20 protein-coding genes are annotated in these 17155 nt (G+C 42.5%); 6 read left to right on the top strand and 14 right to left on the bottom strand.

Annotated features, from left to right (window positions below):
- Window positions 1-67: 67 nt before the first annotated feature.
- The gene (locus tag A6K76_RS16785) at window positions 68-205 is read right to left on the bottom strand and encodes a hypothetical protein (protein WP_169818006.1); all 138 of its coding nucleotides are present in this window, start codon (window positions 203-205) and stop codon (window positions 68-70) included.
- Between the two features lie 207 nt (window positions 206-412).
- On the opposite strand from A6K76_RS16785, the gene A6K76_RS09760 reads away from it, so the two are divergent.
- The gene (locus A6K76_RS09760) at window positions 413-1108 is read left to right on the top strand and encodes a helix-turn-helix transcriptional regulator (protein WP_066464570.1); all 696 of its coding nucleotides are present in this window, start codon (window positions 413-415) and stop codon (window positions 1106-1108) included.
- A gap of 79 nt (window positions 1109-1187) precedes the next feature.
- Window positions 1188-1427: a DUF2626 family protein gene (locus A6K76_RS09755; RefSeq protein WP_066464569.1), complete on the top strand. Its 240-nt coding sequence runs from the start codon at window positions 1188-1190 to the stop codon at window positions 1425-1427.
- A gap of 39 nt (window positions 1428-1466) precedes the next feature.
- On the opposite strand, the gene A6K76_RS09750 is transcribed toward A6K76_RS09755, so the two are convergent.
- Window positions 1467-2111 (bottom strand): MBL fold metallo-hydrolase, encoded by a 645-nt coding sequence (locus A6K76_RS09750; protein ID WP_066464568.1) that lies wholly within the window; start codon window positions 2109-2111, stop codon window positions 1467-1469.
- A 208-nt stretch (window positions 2112-2319) separates the two neighbouring features.
- On the opposite strand from A6K76_RS09750, the gene A6K76_RS09745 reads away from it, so the two are divergent.
- Window positions 2320-2499, top strand: a complete 180-nt coding sequence (locus A6K76_RS09745; RefSeq protein WP_066464566.1) for a DUF2759 domain-containing protein — start codon at window positions 2320-2322, stop codon at window positions 2497-2499.
- Between the two features lie 94 nt (window positions 2500-2593).
- Here the strand turns inward: A6K76_RS09745 and A6K76_RS09740 are convergent, their stop codons facing one another.
- From A6K76_RS09740 to rpmG, 4 genes are all read right to left on the bottom strand, one after another.
- Entirely contained in the window at window positions 2594-4492 is a 1899-nt protein-coding gene (locus tag A6K76_RS09740; protein WP_066464564.1) for an LTA synthase family protein, read from the bottom strand.
- 625 nt (window positions 4493-5117) lie between these two features.
- A complete protein-coding gene (locus tag A6K76_RS09735; protein WP_066464562.1) occupies window positions 5118-5333 on the bottom strand; it encodes a YqgQ family protein in 216 nt (71 codons plus the stop codon).
- 11 nt (window positions 5334-5344) lie between these two features.
- Entirely contained in the window at window positions 5345-5887 is a 543-nt protein-coding gene (locus A6K76_RS09730) for a 5-formyltetrahydrofolate cyclo-ligase (RefSeq protein ID WP_066464561.1), read from the bottom strand.
- 60 nt (window positions 5888-5947) lie between these two features.
- Window positions 5948-6097 carry a 50S ribosomal protein L33 gene (gene rpmG, locus A6K76_RS16530; protein WP_083995375.1) on the bottom strand — a complete coding sequence of 50 codons (150 nt, stop codon included), beginning with the start codon at window positions 6095-6097 and terminating at the stop codon, window positions 5948-5950.
- A 193-nt stretch (window positions 6098-6290) separates the two neighbouring features.
- On the opposite strand from rpmG, the gene A6K76_RS09725 reads away from it, so the two are divergent.
- On the top strand, window positions 6291-6701 hold the full coding sequence (locus tag A6K76_RS09725) for a hypothetical protein (RefSeq protein WP_066464560.1): 411 nt from the start codon (window positions 6291-6293) through the stop codon (window positions 6699-6701).
- Window positions 6698-7285 (top strand): endolytic transglycosylase MltG, encoded by a 588-nt coding sequence (locus A6K76_RS09720; RefSeq protein ID WP_066464559.1) that lies wholly within the window; start codon window positions 6698-6700, stop codon window positions 7283-7285. The genes A6K76_RS09725 and A6K76_RS09720 overlap by 4 nt, the downstream gene beginning before the upstream one ends.
- Window positions 7286-7339: 54 nt before the next feature.
- On the opposite strand, the gene A6K76_RS09715 is transcribed toward A6K76_RS09720, so the two are convergent.
- The 3 genes from A6K76_RS09715 to A6K76_RS09705 all read right to left on the bottom strand — a co-directional run bounded on the left by A6K76_RS09715 (window position 7340) and on the right by A6K76_RS09705 (window position 11218).
- Window positions 7340-8593: a vWA domain-containing protein gene (locus A6K76_RS09715; protein ID WP_066464558.1), complete on the bottom strand. Its 1254-nt coding sequence runs from the start codon at window positions 8591-8593 to the stop codon at window positions 7340-7342.
- A 397-nt stretch (window positions 8594-8990) separates the two neighbouring features.
- Entirely contained in the window at window positions 8991-9932 is a 942-nt protein-coding gene (locus tag A6K76_RS09710; protein ID WP_066464555.1) for an ABC transporter substrate-binding protein, read from the bottom strand.
- 227 nt (window positions 9933-10159) lie between these two features.
- A complete protein-coding gene (locus A6K76_RS09705) occupies window positions 10160-11218 on the bottom strand; it encodes an S-layer homology domain-containing protein (RefSeq protein ID WP_066464553.1) in 1059 nt (352 codons plus the stop codon).
- Window positions 11219-11428: 210 nt separating this feature from the next.
- Here A6K76_RS09705 and A6K76_RS09700 point away from each other — a divergent pair, with 210 nt between their 5' ends.
- On the top strand, window positions 11429-12559 hold the full coding sequence (locus tag A6K76_RS09700; RefSeq protein ID WP_066464548.1) for a globin domain-containing protein: 1131 nt from the start codon (window positions 11429-11431) through the stop codon (window positions 12557-12559).
- Between the two features lie 37 nt (window positions 12560-12596).
- Here the strand turns inward: A6K76_RS09700 and phoU are convergent, their stop codons facing one another.
- From phoU to A6K76_RS09675, 5 genes are all read right to left on the bottom strand, one after another.
- A complete protein-coding gene (gene phoU, locus A6K76_RS09695; protein ID WP_066464546.1) occupies window positions 12597-13256 on the bottom strand; it encodes a phosphate signaling complex protein PhoU in 660 nt (219 codons plus the stop codon).
- Window positions 13257-13267: 11 nt separating this feature from the next.
- Window positions 13268-14098 (bottom strand): phosphate ABC transporter ATP-binding protein PstB, encoded by an 831-nt coding sequence (gene pstB / locus A6K76_RS09690; RefSeq protein WP_066464542.1) that lies wholly within the window; start codon window positions 14096-14098, stop codon window positions 13268-13270.
- Between the two features lie 15 nt (window positions 14099-14113).
- Entirely contained in the window at window positions 14114-14992 is an 879-nt protein-coding gene (gene pstA / locus A6K76_RS09685) for a phosphate ABC transporter permease PstA (protein WP_066464537.1), read from the bottom strand.
- Window position 14993: 1 nt separating this feature from the next.
- The gene (gene pstC / locus A6K76_RS09680) at window positions 14994-15932 is read right to left on the bottom strand and encodes a phosphate ABC transporter permease subunit PstC (protein ID WP_066464534.1); all 939 of its coding nucleotides are present in this window, start codon (window positions 15930-15932) and stop codon (window positions 14994-14996) included.
- Window positions 15933-16017: 85 nt separating this feature from the next.
- Complete coding sequence (locus A6K76_RS09675; RefSeq protein WP_066464531.1) at window positions 16018-16986, bottom strand: PstS family phosphate ABC transporter substrate-binding protein; 969 nt, start codon at window positions 16984-16986, stop codon at window positions 16018-16020.
- Between the last annotated feature and the right edge of the window lie 169 nt (window positions 16987-17155).

Genomic DNA, 17155 nt, shown 5'->3' with positions numbered 1-17155 from the left:
TCAAACATATTTTCTTAACTTGATGGCTATGGGACAGCCCCTTTCCATTTTGATTTCTGTCGTATTTCTATAAGTTCTTATAAACATTTAAATATTTTTCTAAATAATTTTCATCTAAATCGTGTAGCCTATCAATAAGTCTTACACACGCTTGTTGCAGCAACTCATCAAATATTTGTTGAATGCTCGATTGTGTTAAATGCATAGCGCCTCCCCCTTTTTACATTTAGTATAAGAAACGATGCGCAATTCGTAACCGTTTGTGCCGAAATTTAAATTTTCACACTATGTATTATCCAGTGTTTCTATGCAAAAATAATAAAATCACGTGAACGTTATCACAAAATAGTCTATAATTGAACAAGTTAAAGGCATTTATTTTGCACATCGCTTGAATGTAAAGGAGCAATTTATGAATATTCATCCATTAAAAATTACAAGCACATTAGCTGATGAAACACGTTACTCGATTTATGAATATATATTAAAAGTCAAAAAACCCGTAACGGTGCAGCATATTGCCGAAACATTTCATATTCATCCGAATGTAGCGCGCCTACATTTAACGAAGCTAACGGAAATTGCGGTCATTAAAGCTGAATTTGAGAAGACGGGTAAAGGCGGTCGACCGGGGCGCATTTATTCCGCGCTCGAAACAGGTGTATCGCTTAACTTTCCGCGCCAAGATTTCCAACATCTCGTAACGTGGCTATTCGCCTTACTGAAAAAGCTCGGACCTGATGCGGTCGAAGCTTGTAAAGAAATCGCTTATGAAAACGGCAAGGAGAGCATGGAAAAAATGATGGCTATACCAACGCGCTCGATGACATTTGAACAGCGCGTCGAAACGTTAAGTGATAGCGCCTCATTGATCGGCTATGCAGTTAACGTGGAGGAAACAGAGACAGGACGCAAATTATTTTTCTCTTACTACAACTGTCCGTTCCGCTCGCTGTTATCGGAGGAAGGCGCGCTCATTTGTCCGCTTCATGAGGCGTACTTACAAGGGCAACTTGAAGCATTGTTTGACGTTGATGAATTTACGCAAGTGAGCAGCATGCATCACAATTGCGAAAATTGCTTATACGAAATTAATATTCGCGATTAACATAAACAGTTTACACCTTCACTAAAATCACCTACAATAGAAAATATAGGTGATTTCGAGTAAAAAGGAGGTAAAAATAATGGATAACATGTTCAAAATGATGGGTTTCTGGACTGCTATTTTTACTGTTTTATTTTATATTGGTGACATGCACACCGTTGCCTTGATCTTTTTAACGAATACCGGACTGTTTGTTTTACTAGGCTTTATGAATTTATCTGAGCGTATGTATATGTATGTGTTCGCTGCGTACTTAACGGTATTTTTCGCTGGCTTTACGTACTACACGACATTTATGCACACGCCAGGCATGCATTAAAAAAGCGCCATTCGACATATGTCGGATGGTGCTTTTTTGTTAAAAGCCGTTTAAAAACGGGTTGCTATTCATTTCTTGCTCCGGCGTCGTATATTCGCCATGCCCTGGGTAAAGAATCGTCTCCTCAGGTAACGTTAACAGCTTCTCTTGAATCGATTGCGTTAACACTTTCATCGAGCCGCCAATTAAATCGGTACGTCCGACGCTGCCACGGAATAACGTATCCCCGACAATCGCAAAGCCGTCCTCTTTAAAAATGTATGACACGCTGCCTGGTGAATGTCCCGGCGTATGCGCAACGTTAAACGTAAACGAGCCAATCGTCATGTCGCCCTCTTTTGTAATGAGATGCTCGTCCTTTGCCGGCTGCATCGAATAATTCGGCAGCTCCGCATATTTGCCTGAGCCGTTTTTTAGCGGATCGACTAGCCAGCTTTTTTCCTCTTTATGAATGTATAACGGCACGTCGTATTCCTCACGTAGCGCATCGACTGCACCGATATGATCAAAGTGCGCGTGCGTCAGTAAAATTGCAAGCGGCTTAACGTTTTGCTTGCGCAGCTCCTTCATTAAAAAAGCCGCTTCCTCACCTGGATCAAAAATTAAGCATTCCTTATCTTTGTTAGAAACGATGTAGCAATTTGTTTGTACTGGGCCTAAGCTATACCCTCGAATATTTAACATATGTTCACCTCGCTTTCATCATATCATAAGCAACCGTACACGTTAATGCCCGCTGCTACGAATTGCTCTAAACGAAAGTGATAAAACAACACAAAACAGAAAATAAACGATTATTCAAGATAATTACATACAAAACATCGACAAAACGAACGCAACCTTATACAATAATAGAAAGCAACTACCTGATGTGAAAGGAGTGTTTCGTCAAATGAATTTATTAATGATTATTTTTGGCTTGATTGCGATTTGCGGCTTGCTTGGAATCGTACAATCAATTCGTGAAAAAAATGTATTAGCACTCGTTTTTAATGCTGGCGCTGCTGCCATTTTCGGCTGGTTCGTCGTCATGACAATATGGCATCAAGGCTTCCCACCGACACTGCATTAACAAAAAAGCGTTTCAAAGCAACAACGGTTTGTATGAAGCGTCGTCAAAAAGTAAAAAAGTGCCATCAGGACATGTCCTGATGGCACTCGTTTATTTATTGGGCTGCTTCATGGTCAATAATTAACTGACCCGTTTGATCATCGTAAAAGCGCAATAAATCGCCGTTAATGAGCTTATCTGAATACTCCAGCTCCATGTTCGCACGCTCAATATATGGCTCACATAGCGCGCTATCGGTCTGCTCTCCGCTGCTTCGGTCATAACAAACTTCGCCTGCATACACAAGCTCGTCTGTAATAAAGCGACCGTCACGGAAAATGACGAAATCCTCATGCTCTGCTGAGAGTAAATCCGATCCCATTTGCATATCGTACTCTGTATCAATACCGAGTAAATGCAATACAGTTGGACGCGTATCGACTTGCCCTGCTACTTGCTCCATGACGCCGCCTTCTGTATAGCCTGGAATGTGAATAAATAGCGGTACTGATTGTAGCAATGCGCTATCATATGCTGTAATTTCTTCTTTATTTAAAAATTGTGCCATCGCCTTATTGTGATTTTCTGAAATGCCATAATGGTCACCATACATTACGATAATCGAATTGTCATAAATGTCCGTTTCCTTTAGCTGTTCAAAAAATAGCTCAAGTGATTCATCCATATAACGCACCGTCTGAAAATAACGGTTAAGCGTTGCCGAGTTCGACGTATATTCTGGAATCGACTGATCCGTCACATCTAACGTAAACGGGAAATGATTCGTCAGCGTAATCATGCGCGTCGCAAACGGCTGAGGCATTTGCTTCATAAGCTCCACGGACTGCTCAAAGAACGGTTTATCCTTTAAGCCCCAATTAACCGCATTGTCGTCGGTTACGTTATACGACTCCACATCGTAAAACTTCTCAATATTGAACGATTGATAAATCATATCGCGGTTCCAAAATGACTTGCTATTTGCATGCATGACGCTCGTGAAATAGCCATTATTACGCAGTTTCTCACTCATTGAATTGTACGTATTGCCACCGTGCGTAAAGAATACAGCACCGCGTCCTAAACCAAATAGCGAGTTTTCGGTAATAAATTCTGAATCCGATGTTTTCCCTAAGCCTGTTTGATGGTAAAAGTTATTGAAATAAAACGTATCATCACGACCTACTAACGAATTTAAAAACGGCGTAATTTCATGTCCATCCATTTGCTCATCAATGACGAAGCTTTGCAGCGACTCAAGTGAAATGAAAATGACATTGCGCCCTTCAAATTCCCCAAACAACTCACTGCGCTCAATTTTACTCGCATTGACGTAATTGCTTACTTCTACAAGCTCACTACCATCTGCTAATGCTCGCTGTGCTGATGATTTTGACTGGATATAAAGATCGTATAAATGGTAGTTGTACGTGCCGATATTTTTCACGAGCAGCTCACGATCAAAACTGCGCGTCAATAGCTGTGGTCGCTCCGTTTCAGCTAGCCCTAAATTCAGCACGAGCATTGCCGTCGCAAACGTGAAATATAGACGGCGTACTTGTGGTAGCACGATGCCATCTTGCTGCTCTACACGTAGCCATTTCACTGCACATACGATTATCACAACGTCTACGAAATATAGTAAATCCCAAATCGTTACAATTTCTGCTGCGGACGTACCTAAATCACCGAAGTTGCTCGTTTGAAATAGCACTGGCAACGTCACGAAATCATTGTAAAAGCGATAAAAGGCGACATTTCCGTACAGCACGACACTTAATATAATACTCGTCGTCACAATATAACGGTTACGCGCTTTTGTCGTTTTTAAAAATAACGATACGCCATAAATAATAAGTAAAAAGCTTAACGGATTAATCCATAAAATAAGCTGTTGCATAATGTTTTCAATATTTAAATCAAAGCTAACTTCATACGTAATTGCCGTTTTTAACCACGTTGCGATTATTGCAATCGCCAATATAGAATGTAGCGGCCATTTTTTTTGCTCCATCGCTCGAACATCCCCTCGCTGCTTCTTCTAGTTTGTTATGTGTGCCCCTTTGTCATATCCAACTTGCTGTCAATATTTCATCAGTGTACACGTCATATTGTTTACCTAATTTTGTTAACTAACGTCATTATATCATCACAAATCGATGTATTGTAAAGAACGATATGCGAAAATAATAAAAATGTTTACTTTATGTATACCCTATTACGAAAAATTAAACGATAGATCCATTTATGTCGTTATTATATAGACGTAAAATTGCTACAAAAGTTTCATAAATCGTGTAAAAAAGTAAACATATGCGTTTATTTTATGAAGCGCTATGACAATATAAAAAAGTATTAGAAGGAAAATCGTTTCCGCTAATACTTTTTTCATGTATACAATTTACTTATTGCTGCTTCCAAGCGTGTTGATTAGCCAGTCAATTGGCAGGCGCGTAATTGCGGCTTCGCTTTTCTGGGGCTCGGCTCAAGCCTCCGCAGCGCTCCTACGTCGCGCTTTACGGGGTCTTGAGGCACGAGCTGTTCCCTTAGAAGTCTCGCCGCACGCTCCATGCCACTAAAATGTAGCTTTTATCTCAGCTTTGCTATTAAAAATAACCGATTCAGCTGTATAAAAGTGGCTAATCAACAGACCTATGCTGCTTCTGCTCATACTTCGTTGCTTCTTGACGTAAAATAAGCATCGCCATTTGGAAATGTTGCAGCTCGATCGCTCCCATTTTATATAGCTCTTTCACTTCGTCTTCCATTAAATGCAAATCGCCTAAAAAGTCCGTCGTGTAAATGAACGTACCGTACTGCTTTAACAATTGCATAATATCATGTAAATTTTGCATGCCAATCTCCTTTATTGTTCTACAAGTAGCGTATCGACAGCACAATCATGTGGCTCTAGCGGAATGCTCGGCTGAAGCTGCTCACGAAAAGCCATCGCAATTTTATATGCACTCGTCTTCGGTAAGTAGCGATCGTAATAGCCGCCACCGAAGCCGATGCGATATCCTTCTTTATTATAAACGACACCAGGCACAACAATCACGTCGATTGCCTCCGGTGTTACATATGTATGTAGTTGTTCATTCGGTTCATATAAATGCCCGTACGTTTGCGCAAGTCCATCAAACGATTCGATTTCATAAAAATGCATGTCGCGCGTTTTTGGCGTGCATTTCGGAATGGCGACACGCTTTCCTTGCTGCCAAAGCGCTTCAATGAGCGGCTTCGTATCGACCTCTGGAAATGCCGACATCGTGACCGCAATGACATTCGCTTGCTTCATGCAGTCGTGTGCAAGTAGCTGCTGGACGAGTGTGGCTGAACGTGCTGCGTATTGTTCCTCGCTCATCATTTTTAGCTGATCGAGTGTTTGCTGACGTAGCTGCTGCTTCATGTAAAATCCCCCTCTAATTGAAAAAAGCCAAAACCACAAGTGGCTTTGGCTAATGTGCAATTACTTCGTTTCGCGGTGAAGAGTGCTCTTCTTATCGCGAGAGCAATATTTTTTAAGTTCAAGACGCTCTGGATTGTTACGCTTGTTCTTTTTAGAAATGTAGTTACGTTCGCCGCATTCTGTGCAAGCTAAAGTAATGTTTACGCGCATCATTAACCCTCCCACTCTAAATCAAGAATCGTTTTATAAATTTTTTTGAGCATGATTTATACGACTTACCCATTATAATACAACTAAAAAAAAAAATCTATACCCATTTCGTATAAACTTTTAACTTTTCGTATGATACAATGATGAAAGAATGAAGCGTATATGGCGCTGGACATACATATGAGGTGATACGATGGATTTTGGACTTCTATTAATGATTGTCGGGCTCGTTGTGATAATCGTCTCTTTCTTCTTTAAGGACGCATCCAAACAGCTTGCACAAGACGTTGAAGAATTATCAATGAATCTTTATGATGAATCAAACCGCTTAGCGAAGCGAGTAAAAGCATTAGAAGAAGAAATTATGATCGGTGCACCGATGCCGAAAACGAAAAAAAAGGATCCATTAACACAAGCGACATTAGCGGCCGCACAGCAAATTCAACAACAAGCTGCTAACAAATCGGTCAACCCGATTATCGTTAACCAAGTGCTCGCATTACAAAAGCAAGGCATGTCAGTCGCAGACATTAGCGCGCGTTCCAATTTATCAGAAGCTGAAGTCATTTCAGTCATTGCACAAAATGGAGGGCTTTCATCATGAGTAAGCAAAGCGTTCGTGGCTTCGGCATTGCAATTTTTCTTGTCGGCGCGCTCATTTATAGTATGAATAGCTTGAACATTCCACTGCCTGGTGTTGACGCAGACGCAGCGGCAAAGAAAGAGATTGAAGAATTACAACAGCAGCTTACTACAACACAGCAGCAACTTGAAGAAGCGAAGTCAGCAAAAAAAGAAGCTAGCGATGAAGAAGAAAAAGGCGAAGAAGTCATTGAAACGACAATTTCTGTTTTCCGCGGCAACACGGCATACGACATTAGCCGCAAGCTTCAAGATGAAGGGATTATCGACAACGCGCTACAATTTGAGCTGTTTTTAGCAAACGGTGAATATAGCCGACGCATTCAAATTGGTGAGTTTACCGTTTCAAGCGATATGACCGAGGAAGAACTTGCAGAAGCATTAACAACTCCTACACCGCTTCCACAAAACGACGAAGAGACAGAATCTGAGTCAGAGTCAGAAACGAATCTTGATGAAGAGCTGCCGACTGATGAGGAAAATGAAACGAATGAGGTCGAAGCAGAAGACGAACTTCTAGACGAAACATCGTTAACACAGCCGTAAATAACGAAAAGGTGTAGCCCAAGTTTTCACGACTTGAACTACACCTTTTTTACGTTACCGAAGCAGCTCTTCCGCAAAATAAACATGATGTAAAAACCAATAGTCCGACGCATTAAATAGCTGCTCATTTAAAATGAGTGCTGTCACATCTACTTTATGCTCCCGCAAAAAAGACGTTACTGCTTGCTGATACGTCGGCTCTAGCAGTCTATGCTCATCTAACGGCTTGCCCTCTGTAATAAAAATAATGTTCCCTGATTTTCGTTTGTCATTTTGACGAATAATTGTTAATGCAAAACTTAATGCTGGCAGTAGCTGCGCTTGTCCGTCCTCGAAGTGATGCATGAAATGAATAAGCTGCTCAACCGATACGTCACCGCGCTCAAAATAATAATGCCCCGTCACATCGTCCGCAAAAGGAATGATGCATAAATCGCGCCCGTGCTGCTCGGCAAGTTTGGCAATCAGCAACACGAGTGCTTTCGTTTGAATGTTAAACTGCTTCGTCGCACTCGTTTGTTCAACACAAATAATGTACGGTCCTTCCATTTCATATAGCTCGTGAAATGGCACGTACAGCACGTTGTTATGCTCGTGATAATTTGAATGTAGCAACGCCTCTGCTGCGCGCTTTTTTTTTAAATATTCCGTGACCGTCTCCGGTGAACCTTCGACGAAAAATTGGTGCTGCATTAGCTCTAGCTCCGCGCCATACGTATCGTTTGCAAGCAAATCGACCTCATCAACAATTTGCTTAAAAATGCGGCTATACTCAGCAATTTCCTTTACTTCAGCTGTATCAGCAATCATTTCTGCGATGACAATTTGCTCGTGAAACGTATAATGATGGAGCGCCTTCACTAAAATTTGCTCGACATATAGCGTAATACGGCGCATTTCATCGTACGCCTCCTCTGCTGCGCGCTCTAGCGTCGGCATATCGATAAACTCGTCATACATCATATGATAGCAATATTCCGTTATATGATACGCACCGACGAGCGACGATAGCGATTGCTGCACGGTCATGCGTCGAAACATCATGTACGTATTCGTCTCTAGCAGCTTGGCCAATAAGCGGTGATACGGCGTTTGTACGTCATGCACGTAATAGCTCGTGTCATCATATAGCGCAATAAAAATGTCTCGAAACAAAAATAAAAAACCTTCCTCATGGCGATGTGTATAAATGAAGCGCTGCGCCTTCGTTGATAGCTCCACTGCTTCAGCAAAACGCGCTAAGCTTTCTGGCGGACAACGAAGCGCACTGTGCGGCTGTTGTAGCTGCTGTAAAATCGTTTGTAGCATAATTCCATCCTCTTTCCATTTCGAAAAATGACAATTGTTACATTTATATTACTACAAAGTATCAAAGAGACATATAAATTTGCTCAACTATAATAAAAAAACGCGCAACACGTCAAGTGCCACACGTTTCTTTCATTATCAAGCGTGTTGATTAGCCTTAAAATTGGCAGTGCGCGTATTGCGGCTCGCTTTCCTGGGGCTCGGCTCAAGCCTCCGCACCGCTCAAGCCTCCGCACCGCTCCTGCGTCGCGCTTTACGGGGTCTTGAGTCACGAGCTGTTCCCCAAGGAGTCTCGCCGCACGCTCTCTGCCACTATCACGCTGCATTCATTTCAGTTTTACTATTGAAAACAACCAATTCAGCTGTATAAAAGTGGCTAATCAACAGACCTGCTTCATTATTTCACTTCATTTAACGCGTTAATCATATACTCCACCGATTCAACGATGCGCGTACCTGGGTTGTTGCCGAATAAGTCCGCTGGTAATACGTAAAACTGCCCATTTTTTACTGCGTCTAAATTTTTCCACGTCGCATTCGTATTCATTTGCTGTTCGAATGCGGCTTGCACTGCTTTTGGCTCCGAGTGCGTCAATAGGAAAATCGCCTGTGGGTTTTGCGCAACAATCAGCTCTGGACTAAGTGATGCATACGACGGATAGTTTTCTGTTGCCTCAAATTCCGCTGCGATATTCACACCACCTGCTGCATGTAAAATCGCTCCCGGTAACGACTGCGGAAGTGCCGCTAAAAACGTATTTCCTGCCCCGTATACCATTAACGCACGTACTTGTGAATCTCCATTTAACGCCGCAATGTCCGCTTCAATTTGCTCCGCTAAAGTTGTCGCTTGCTCTTCTTTATGTAGCATCGTGCCGATCATATCAATCGATCCAACGATGTCCTCTAACGTTTCTGGATTTGAATACACAACCGTTGTACCTTGTGCTTCGACTGTTTCCTCAAACTTCATAAACGACGGTGGTGCGATCAATACGTCTGCTCCGATTGCTGCAATTTGCTCAAAACTCGGGTTATGCGGGTTACCGATCGTTTGCACACCTTTTACTTCCGCTGGTGGCTCCGTTGACGTTTCAGGGCGTCCCACGACATTTGCCTCCAGCTTCACTAATACGTCAAGCTCCCCTGGGTTTAATGTCGCAACCGTTTCTGGTGGCTCGGCAAACGTATGCGACTCGCCAAGTGCGTCAACAATCGTATACGCCGATGCTTCCTCCGTCGTCGCGTTTACTGTCTCTGTTTTTGCTTCTTCCTCTGCGCCACATGCGGCAAGTGCTGCAACTGCTAAGCTCATGATAAATACCTTCATCTTTGACATCGCTTTTCTCTCCTTCATCGATAATTATTCTCAATTACATCGTATCAAACCGTTTCTAAAATGAACATAGAGAAAAGCCTTTTTTTCGACACGTTCGTCAAATTGAATAGATGTAGCGAAAATCATGATGCACTCGCTTCATCTATGACGGTTAATCGACATGTTTCCGCTACTAATGGTCACAAAAAAGCTATGCTAACTGCTGTTAACATAGCTTCTATTCCTCATTATTTCTTTTGCCTTTTTGCCAAAACGATAAGCTCGCGACCGTCTTCTGTCGTCGATAATAGCAAGCCGACGTCCGTTGCATAATACGAAATGATCGTCTGCTTCGATGCGCGTACTTCCTTTAACACGAGTACGTTCGTGTAGCTCGTTCCTCGCACCGTTAAAAAGCCACGCGTATTTAAAATCGTTACGTCCGCATCTGCTGGGTACTTTGCCTGCACATCCCCGATACGAAACGGCGTTGGAATTGCTAAAAAGTAACCGCCATAGCCAGCCATCGTTTCTCCGTAAAACGTGCCATTTTGACGATAAATGTCAGTATGTAAATAGTTGCCTGTCGCATCGTCGTACACGTCCCAATAATCAGCCCCGTCGTACGTTTTCACAAATTCAAAGCGTCTTACTTCATTATCTTGCTCATAATAATACGTGTACAGCTTGTTTTTCGTCATCGGTGCATTCGTACGCGACATCGCCCGAGCTAAAAACGCAGCAAAGTGAGCGCGTGAAATGAGCGCATTCGGTAAAAATGTACCGTCGCTATAGCCACCTGCAATTTGATTTGAGGCAACTTTAGAAATGGGCGTAAAAAATGGACTCTCCGTCGATACATCTGAGAACCCCGTATCTTCTGAGCCCATAATAACTTCTAATTGATAGGCGTGCGCTAAAATTTTTGCCATAAAAGCGCGCGAAATGTTCGAGTCTGGATTAAAATATTGTGCCTTCGAAAAAATGCCTGCTGTATAACCTGCTGCGATTTCTTTATAATAAGCATGTGTCACAGGTACATCTTTGTAGCCTGGATTTTGCAAATTTGTCATCGGTAAGTTTAATGCCTTCACGAGCATTGACGCAATATGCTTTTTGCTCACGAGCTGGCTTGGTCGAAACGTGCCATCCTCATAGCCTTTAATAACCCCTTCATCAACTAAAAAATGAATTTCTTCATAAAGTGAGCGGTCTCGTAACACATCACGAAATTCCGCCGCATTTACGTTTGGAGTCATTGTAATTAACAATAAGGTGACCAGAATCGTCTGTATAAGTATTTTCATCTACTTTCTCTCCATTCTTCTTTCTATATACAAGAGTAACAAACGGTGTTGCACTGCGCAATGAATGAATCGTTCATTTCTGTGTCAAGAGGTGCATTAAAACATTCATATTTTATATATGTTTTGTGACAGCTTTGTTAAAGATGTATTTAATATATTGTTTTTAATGTGTTAGCGGCGTATAGTCATGTCGAAAGGACGTGTTCAAACATGTTACAACAACAAACAATTGATACGATCAAAGCAACGATTCCGGTACTCGAGCAGCACGGCGTTACGATTACGAAAACATTTTACAGCAATTTATTTAACGCGCACCCTGCGTTATTTCATATTTTCAACCGTACAAATCAGCAAAAAGGACGCCAGCAAACCGCGCTCGCAAACACGGTGTACGCGGCAGCAGTGCATATCGAAAACTTAGAAGCGCTACTACCAGCTGTTTTAAAAATTGCACATAAGCACCGCAGCTTAGGTGTACTGCCGGAACATTACCCAATCGTTGGTGAATTTTTACTCGGCGCCATTAAAGAAGTGCTTCATGAAGCCGCAACAGACGATATTTTAAACGCCTGGGCACAAGCATACGGCGTCATTGCCGACATTTTCATTTCGGTCGAGGAAGATTTATATCAACAAGCAGAGGCAAACAACGGCTGGCGCTTCTTTAAGCCATTTGAAATCGCTGCGAAAGTGGCACAAAGCGATGTAGCCACGACGTTTACGTTAACACCAGTAGACGGTCAAACGCTTCCTGCTGTCCGTGCAGGGCAATACGTGTCACTGCGCACAGCAATTCCAGGTGAACCATTTTTATGCAATCGCCAATATACGATCACGCACGCGACAGCAAACGCTTATGAAATTACAGTTAAGCGTGAAGAAGGTGACGGCGTCGTATCGAATTATTTACACGATGCACCTATTGGAACAACCGTAGACATTAGCGTACCAGCAGGTGATTTCGTTTATGAAGCAGCACCGTCTACACTATTTATTAGTGGCGGCATCGGAGTGACACCGCTTCACGCCATGCTGCAGCAAGTAACGACAGGAGACGTAGCGTTCATTCAATGCGCGCGCAATGCACAAGTCGCAGCATTTAGCGAACAAATTGCCGCAAAAGTAGAAGCGCTCGGCGGCATGTACAAAACGATTTACTCCGATACAGAAGGCTATATTACAAAGGAGCAGATTGAAGCGCTACTAACGGCTGACACGCACGTATACGTATGCGGTCCGACACCGTTTATGGAAGCGGTACACAATGCGTTAACACAACTACATGTCGATGCATCACGCATTCACGTCGAGTTTTTCGGCCCAGCAATCGCGATGTAACGCAAAAAAGGTGTGCGAAAGTTTCGCACACCTTTTTTTAGTTGTTTAACTCGTAATGCTCGCCTTTTACTAAGTAGAACAAATGCTCACAAATGTTCGTTGAGTGGTCGGCGCAGCGCTCTAGGAAGCGGCTCACAAACGATAAATGTGATACGACTTTAATGCAAGATGAGTCGGCTACACTTAGCTCTAACAACTCGCGTACTGTTACGCCGTATAATTCATCGACTTCATCGTCTAGTTGTGCAACGTCTTTTGCTTTGATCATATCGCGCTCTACAAACGCTTCAACAGATGAGCGCAGCATCGTTACCGTCTTTTGATGCATGTCACGTAAATGCGTTAAATCAACAGTCGGTGCGTTTTCACCGATGCGAATTGTTTCCTTTGCGATATCTACCGCGTAATCAGCGACGCGCTCCATATCCGATGCTGCTTTTACGATGACCATGAGCTGACGTAAATCTTTTGCGACTGGCTGCTGGCGTGTAATAAGTAAAATCGCTTGGTCGTTAATCATTTCCTCTAAGCGGTTAATGTGCATATCGTCCTCGATGACGTTTAATGCTAATTCTAAATCGCGGTTTTCCAGCGCTGTGAAAGCTTGCTCTAACGCCTCAATACTTAAATCGCTCAGCTCTGTTAATTGGTGCTGAATGCCCATTAATGCTAATTCAAATCGTTCTCTTACGTTCATAGTTATGCTCCTTATCCGAATCGTCCTGAAATGTAATCTTCTGTACGCTTATCGCTTGGCGTTGAGAAAATGTGGTCCGTATTATCAAACTCAATAACTTCTCCGTTTAAGAAGAACGCTGTTTTATCCGAAATACGCGCCGCTTGTTGCATGTTATGCGTCACGATAACGATTGAGTAGTTATCTTTTAACTCTTGCACAAGCTCCTCCACTTTTAATGTTGAAATTGGGTCAAGTGCCGACGTCGGCTCGTCCATTAAAATGACGTCTGGCTCGATCGCTAAGCAACGTGCAATACAAATACGTTGCTGCTGACCACCTGATAAGCCGTATGCATTTTCGTGTAAACGATCTTTTACTTCGTCCCAAATTGCTGCACCGCGAAGTGATTTTTCGACAATTTCATCTAAAATCTTTTTGTTTTTAATGCCGTGAATGCGCGGGCCGTATGCGATGTTGTCATAAATCGATTTTGGGAATGGGTTTGGCTTTTGGAATACCATCCCCACTTTCGTACGCAGTTCCTCTACCGTATAGTTGCGGTCTAAAATGTTACGACCACGGTAGTTAATAACACCTGATGTGCGCACAACTGGCACAAGCTCAACCATGCGATTTAACGTTTTTAAATAGGTTGATTTCCCGCATCCTGATGGACCGATGATCGCCGTTACTTCATTTTCTGCAATCGCTAAGTCAATGTTTTTTAACGCGTGGTGCTCACCGTACCATAAGTCTAACCCGATTGTATCATACACCGTTTTTTTCGGTGCTGCTGCAGGCGTGCCATTAACCTCTAAAATTTTACCTTTTTTCACTTCTTGTACCGCTAACTGTACCATAAAAGTCACGCTCCTTTAATATCGTTGTTGGAATTTATTTCGAATGAAAATCGCAATTGAGTTCATAATAATGAGTAAAACCATTAAGACGATAATGCCGGCAGATGCGACGAATAAAAACTCTTCTTGTGGTCGCTTCGCCCAGTCAAAAATTTGCATCGGTAATACAGTGAATGAGCTAAGAAGTCCGTCCGGTAAAAACTGCAAGATTACTGGGATACCGATAACAACAAGCGGTGCTGTTTCACCAATCGCACGAGATAACGCTAAAATACTACCTGTTAAAATACCTGGAATCGCCGCTGGTAATACGACACGTACGATCGTTTGCCATTTCGTTGCGCCCATGCCAAAGCTCGCTTCACGCTGTTCTTTCGGTACGGCACGAATCGCTTCTTGTGACGCGACGATGATGACCGGTAAAATGAGTAAACTCATCGTTAAACCTGCTGCAAGTACTGACTTCCCTAAATCAAGCATACGAACGAAAATCGTTAAACCGAGTAAACCGAAGACGATCGACGGTACACCTGCTAAGTTTGAAATGTTCATGCGAATGAAATCATTTAATTTGTTTTTCTTTGCATATTCCTCTAAATAAATCGCCGTTCCAATACCGAGTGTCATCGAAACCGGTGCTACGACAAGCATTAACCAAAGTGAGCCGACAAGTGCTGCTTTAATACCTGCTTGCTCCGGGAAACGCGACGCAAAGTTCGTCATGAAATCCCACGTTAAGTAATCTGCACCTTGCGTAACGATGCGATATAGTAAAATGACAAGTGATGCAAGTGCAATCGTAACAGCACCTAAAAATAGCGCCTTCCACAATTTATTGCGGAACAATCGCTTATTCATATTTTGCATGACGCTTGTTTCTTCGATGTAGCGCATATTAATACTCCTCTCGGTAGCGCTTCGAAATGTATTGCGCTAGTAAATTCATTAGAAGTGTGAAAATAAATAACGTAAATCCGACCGCGTAAATTGAGTAATAAATTGTCGTCCCGTACCCAGCGTCCCCTGTTGATACTTGTACGATGTAAGCGGTCATCGTTTGAATCGAGCCTGTGACGTTCGCATCAAGCGTCGGCGTTGAACCACCTGCAAGTGAAACGATCATCGTCTCTCCGATTGCGCGTGATACCGCAAGTACGATCGATGCAACGATACCTGATAGTGCGGCTGGTAATACAACTTTAATCGCCACTTCAAATTTCGTTGAGCCTAAGCCAAGTGCACCTTCGCGAATTGACTTCGGTACAGAAGACATCGCATCCTCTGATAAAGACGTAATCATCGGTAAAATCATAATGCCGACTACAATTCCTGGGCTGAGTGCGTTGAAAATTTTAATATCTGGTGAAATCATTTGAAGTACTGGTGTGACGAACGTTAACGCGAAGAAACCGTAAACGATTGTCGGAATACCTGCTAATACTTCTAATACAGGCTTAATAATGCGGCGAGCGCTATCTGATGCATATTCACTTAAATAAATCGCAGCAGCAAGCCCTAATGGTACCGCGACAAGCACCGCAATGACTGTTACTTTCATCGTACCGGCGATGAGTGGTAAAATACCGTACTGCGCTTCACCTGCGAACGGTAGCCACTCCACTCCGGTAATGAAATCAAGTAACGGAATGCGATTAAAAAATTCAACTGTTTCAAAAATTAATGTAAAGACGATCCCAAACGTCGTTAATACGGAAATAAGTGCAGTGAGCAATAAAAGCTTTGGCATCGTTTTTTCTAATAAGCGCTTCCCTTTTTTGTTGCGGGATGCGGCGATCATCGCTTGTACCGATGGAGATTGTTCATTCGTGCGCATAATGCTACTCCTCTCAAATTATCAAATGTTGATTCAGTCAAAGTGAAAGCTGGTGCGCCGCCGTTGACGACACACCAGCTGTTCATTAACGTAAGCCTTCTAGTAATTGTAAGCCCGCTTCGTATTCATCATCATTTAAAGGAACGTAGCCAACAAGCTCTGACATTTCACCAGCGTTTTCAAGCGTATATTTCATGAAATCGTATACTGCTTCTTCTGATTTCACTGATTCGTTATTCACGTAAACGTATAGCGAACGAGAAAGTGGTGTGTACTCGCCTGATGCAATCGTTTCGCCGCTCGGTAACACGCCGTCAATTGATACTGCTTTTAACGTTTCTTTGTTCGCTAAGTAGTATGCGTAGCCAAAGAAGCCGATTGCATTTTTATCGCCGCGTACGCCTTGTACAAGAACGTTATCATCTTCTGAAAGTGTTGCTGCTTTCACAAGGTCTGCACCTTCTAACACAACCTCATCGAAGTAATCATATGTACCTGAATCTGAGCCTGGTGAATAAAAGACGATTTCTTCAGCCGGCCAAGATGGATCGATATCTGACCATTTTTTCACTGTGCCGTCTTCAATCCAAATTTTCTTTAATTGATCAAGCGTTAAGTTTTGTGCCCATGTGTTTTCTGGGTTTACAACGATTGATAGACCGTCATATGCAAGCTCAAGCTCCGTGTATGCGATGCCCGCTTCGTTTAACTTTTGAACTTCCTCGTCTTTAATTTCACGAGATGCGTTTGAGAAATCTGTTTCTCCGTTAATGAATTTTTCAAAGCCGCCACCTGTACCAGAAATACCAACTGATACACGCACGTCTGGTTGTGCTGCGCTATATTCTTCTACTAAACCTTCTGTAATTGGTGCAACTGTTGAAGAACCGTCCCCTAACACTTCTCCAGCTAATGTTGCTTCTGTTTCAGCAGTTTCTTCACCTGCATCATTTGTTGCGTTTGCATCGGTGTTTTCTGTATCATCTCCACATGCTGCTAAAAATAATGCTGCTGTTAATGTTGCTGCTAATGTTCCATACTTTACTTGTTTCATTTGTCTTTCCTCCACATTCTCCGTATAAGTTGTGTTGCTGTTGTTATATTCACTATAAACAGACGATATTGAGCGTACATGAACAAAATGTTAAGACTGCATAAAGAAAAAAACACGCAAAAAAAGAAGCACCTCTGTTAAAAGCGCTCCAAATGTATATAATTCCTAC

Origin of the sequence: Caryophanon latum, from assembly GCF_001700325.1 — a bacterium.
GTDB lineage: Bacteria > Bacillota > Bacilli > Bacillales_A > Planococcaceae > Caryophanon > Caryophanon latum.
Note: the sequence above shows the minus strand (reverse complement) of the source record. Positions and strands in the feature narration are given on the sequence as shown.

What these genes read in the sequence shown, in the direction of transcription:
- A6K76_RS09735 (WP_066464562.1), bottom strand. Translation starts at nt 5,333, where the DNA reads ATGCAAAATTTACATGATATTATGCAATTGTTAAAGCAGTACGGTACG.
- pstB (WP_066464542.1), bottom strand. Translation starts at nt 14,098, where the DNA reads ATGGTACAGTTAGCGGTACAAGAAGTGAAAAAAGGTAAAATTTTAGAG.
- phoU (WP_066464546.1), bottom strand. Translation starts at nt 13,256, where the DNA reads ATGAACGTAAGAGAACGATTTGAATTAGCATTAATGGGCATTCAGCAC.
- A6K76_RS09755 (WP_066464569.1), top strand. Translation starts at nt 1,188, where the DNA reads ATGGATAACATGTTCAAAATGATGGGTTTCTGGACTGCTATTTTTACT.
- A6K76_RS09715 (WP_066464558.1), bottom strand. Translation starts at nt 8,593, where the DNA reads ATGCTACAAACGATTTTACAGCAGCTACAACAGCCGCACAGTGCGCTT.
- rpmG (WP_083995375.1), bottom strand. Translation starts at nt 6,097, where the DNA reads ATGCGCGTAAACATTACTTTAGCTTGCACAGAATGCGGCGAACGTAAC.
- A6K76_RS09745 (WP_066464566.1), top strand. Translation starts at nt 2,320, where the DNA reads ATGAATTTATTAATGATTATTTTTGGCTTGATTGCGATTTGCGGCTTG.
- A6K76_RS09720 (WP_066464559.1), top strand. Translation starts at nt 6,698, where the DNA reads ATGAGTAAGCAAAGCGTTCGTGGCTTCGGCATTGCAATTTTTCTTGTC.
- A6K76_RS09760 (WP_066464570.1), top strand. Translation starts at nt 413, where the DNA reads ATGAATATTCATCCATTAAAAATTACAAGCACATTAGCTGATGAAACA.
- A6K76_RS09710 (WP_066464555.1), bottom strand. Translation starts at nt 9,932, where the DNA reads ATGTCAAAGATGAAGGTATTTATCATGAGCTTAGCAGTTGCAGCACTT.
- A6K76_RS09730 (WP_066464561.1), bottom strand. Translation starts at nt 5,887, where the DNA reads ATGAAGCAGCAGCTACGTCAGCAAACACTCGATCAGCTAAAAATGATG.
- A6K76_RS09700 (WP_066464548.1), top strand. Translation starts at nt 11,429, where the DNA reads ATGTTACAACAACAAACAATTGATACGATCAAAGCAACGATTCCGGTA.
- A6K76_RS09740 (WP_066464564.1), bottom strand. Translation starts at nt 4,492, where the DNA reads ATGGAGCAAAAAAAATGGCCGCTACATTCTATATTGGCGATTGCAATA.
- A6K76_RS09705 (WP_066464553.1), bottom strand. Translation starts at nt 11,218, where the DNA reads ATGAAAATACTTATACAGACGATTCTGGTCACCTTATTGTTAATTACA.
- A6K76_RS09675 (WP_066464531.1), bottom strand. Translation starts at nt 16,986, where the DNA reads ATGAAACAAGTAAAGTATGGAACATTAGCAGCAACATTAACAGCAGCA.
- pstC (WP_066464534.1), bottom strand. Translation starts at nt 15,932, where the DNA reads ATGCGCACGAATGAACAATCTCCATCGGTACAAGCGATGATCGCCGCA.
- pstA (WP_066464537.1), bottom strand. Translation starts at nt 14,992, where the DNA reads ATGCGCTACATCGAAGAAACAAGCGTCATGCAAAATATGAATAAGCGA.
- A6K76_RS09750 (WP_066464568.1), bottom strand. Translation starts at nt 2,111, where the DNA reads ATGTTAAATATTCGAGGGTATAGCTTAGGCCCAGTACAAACAAATTGC.
- A6K76_RS09725 (WP_066464560.1), top strand. Translation starts at nt 6,291, where the DNA reads ATGGATTTTGGACTTCTATTAATGATTGTCGGGCTCGTTGTGATAATC.
- A6K76_RS16785 (WP_169818006.1), bottom strand. Translation starts at nt 205, where the DNA reads ATGCATTTAACACAATCGAGCATTCAACAAATATTTGATGAGTTGCTG.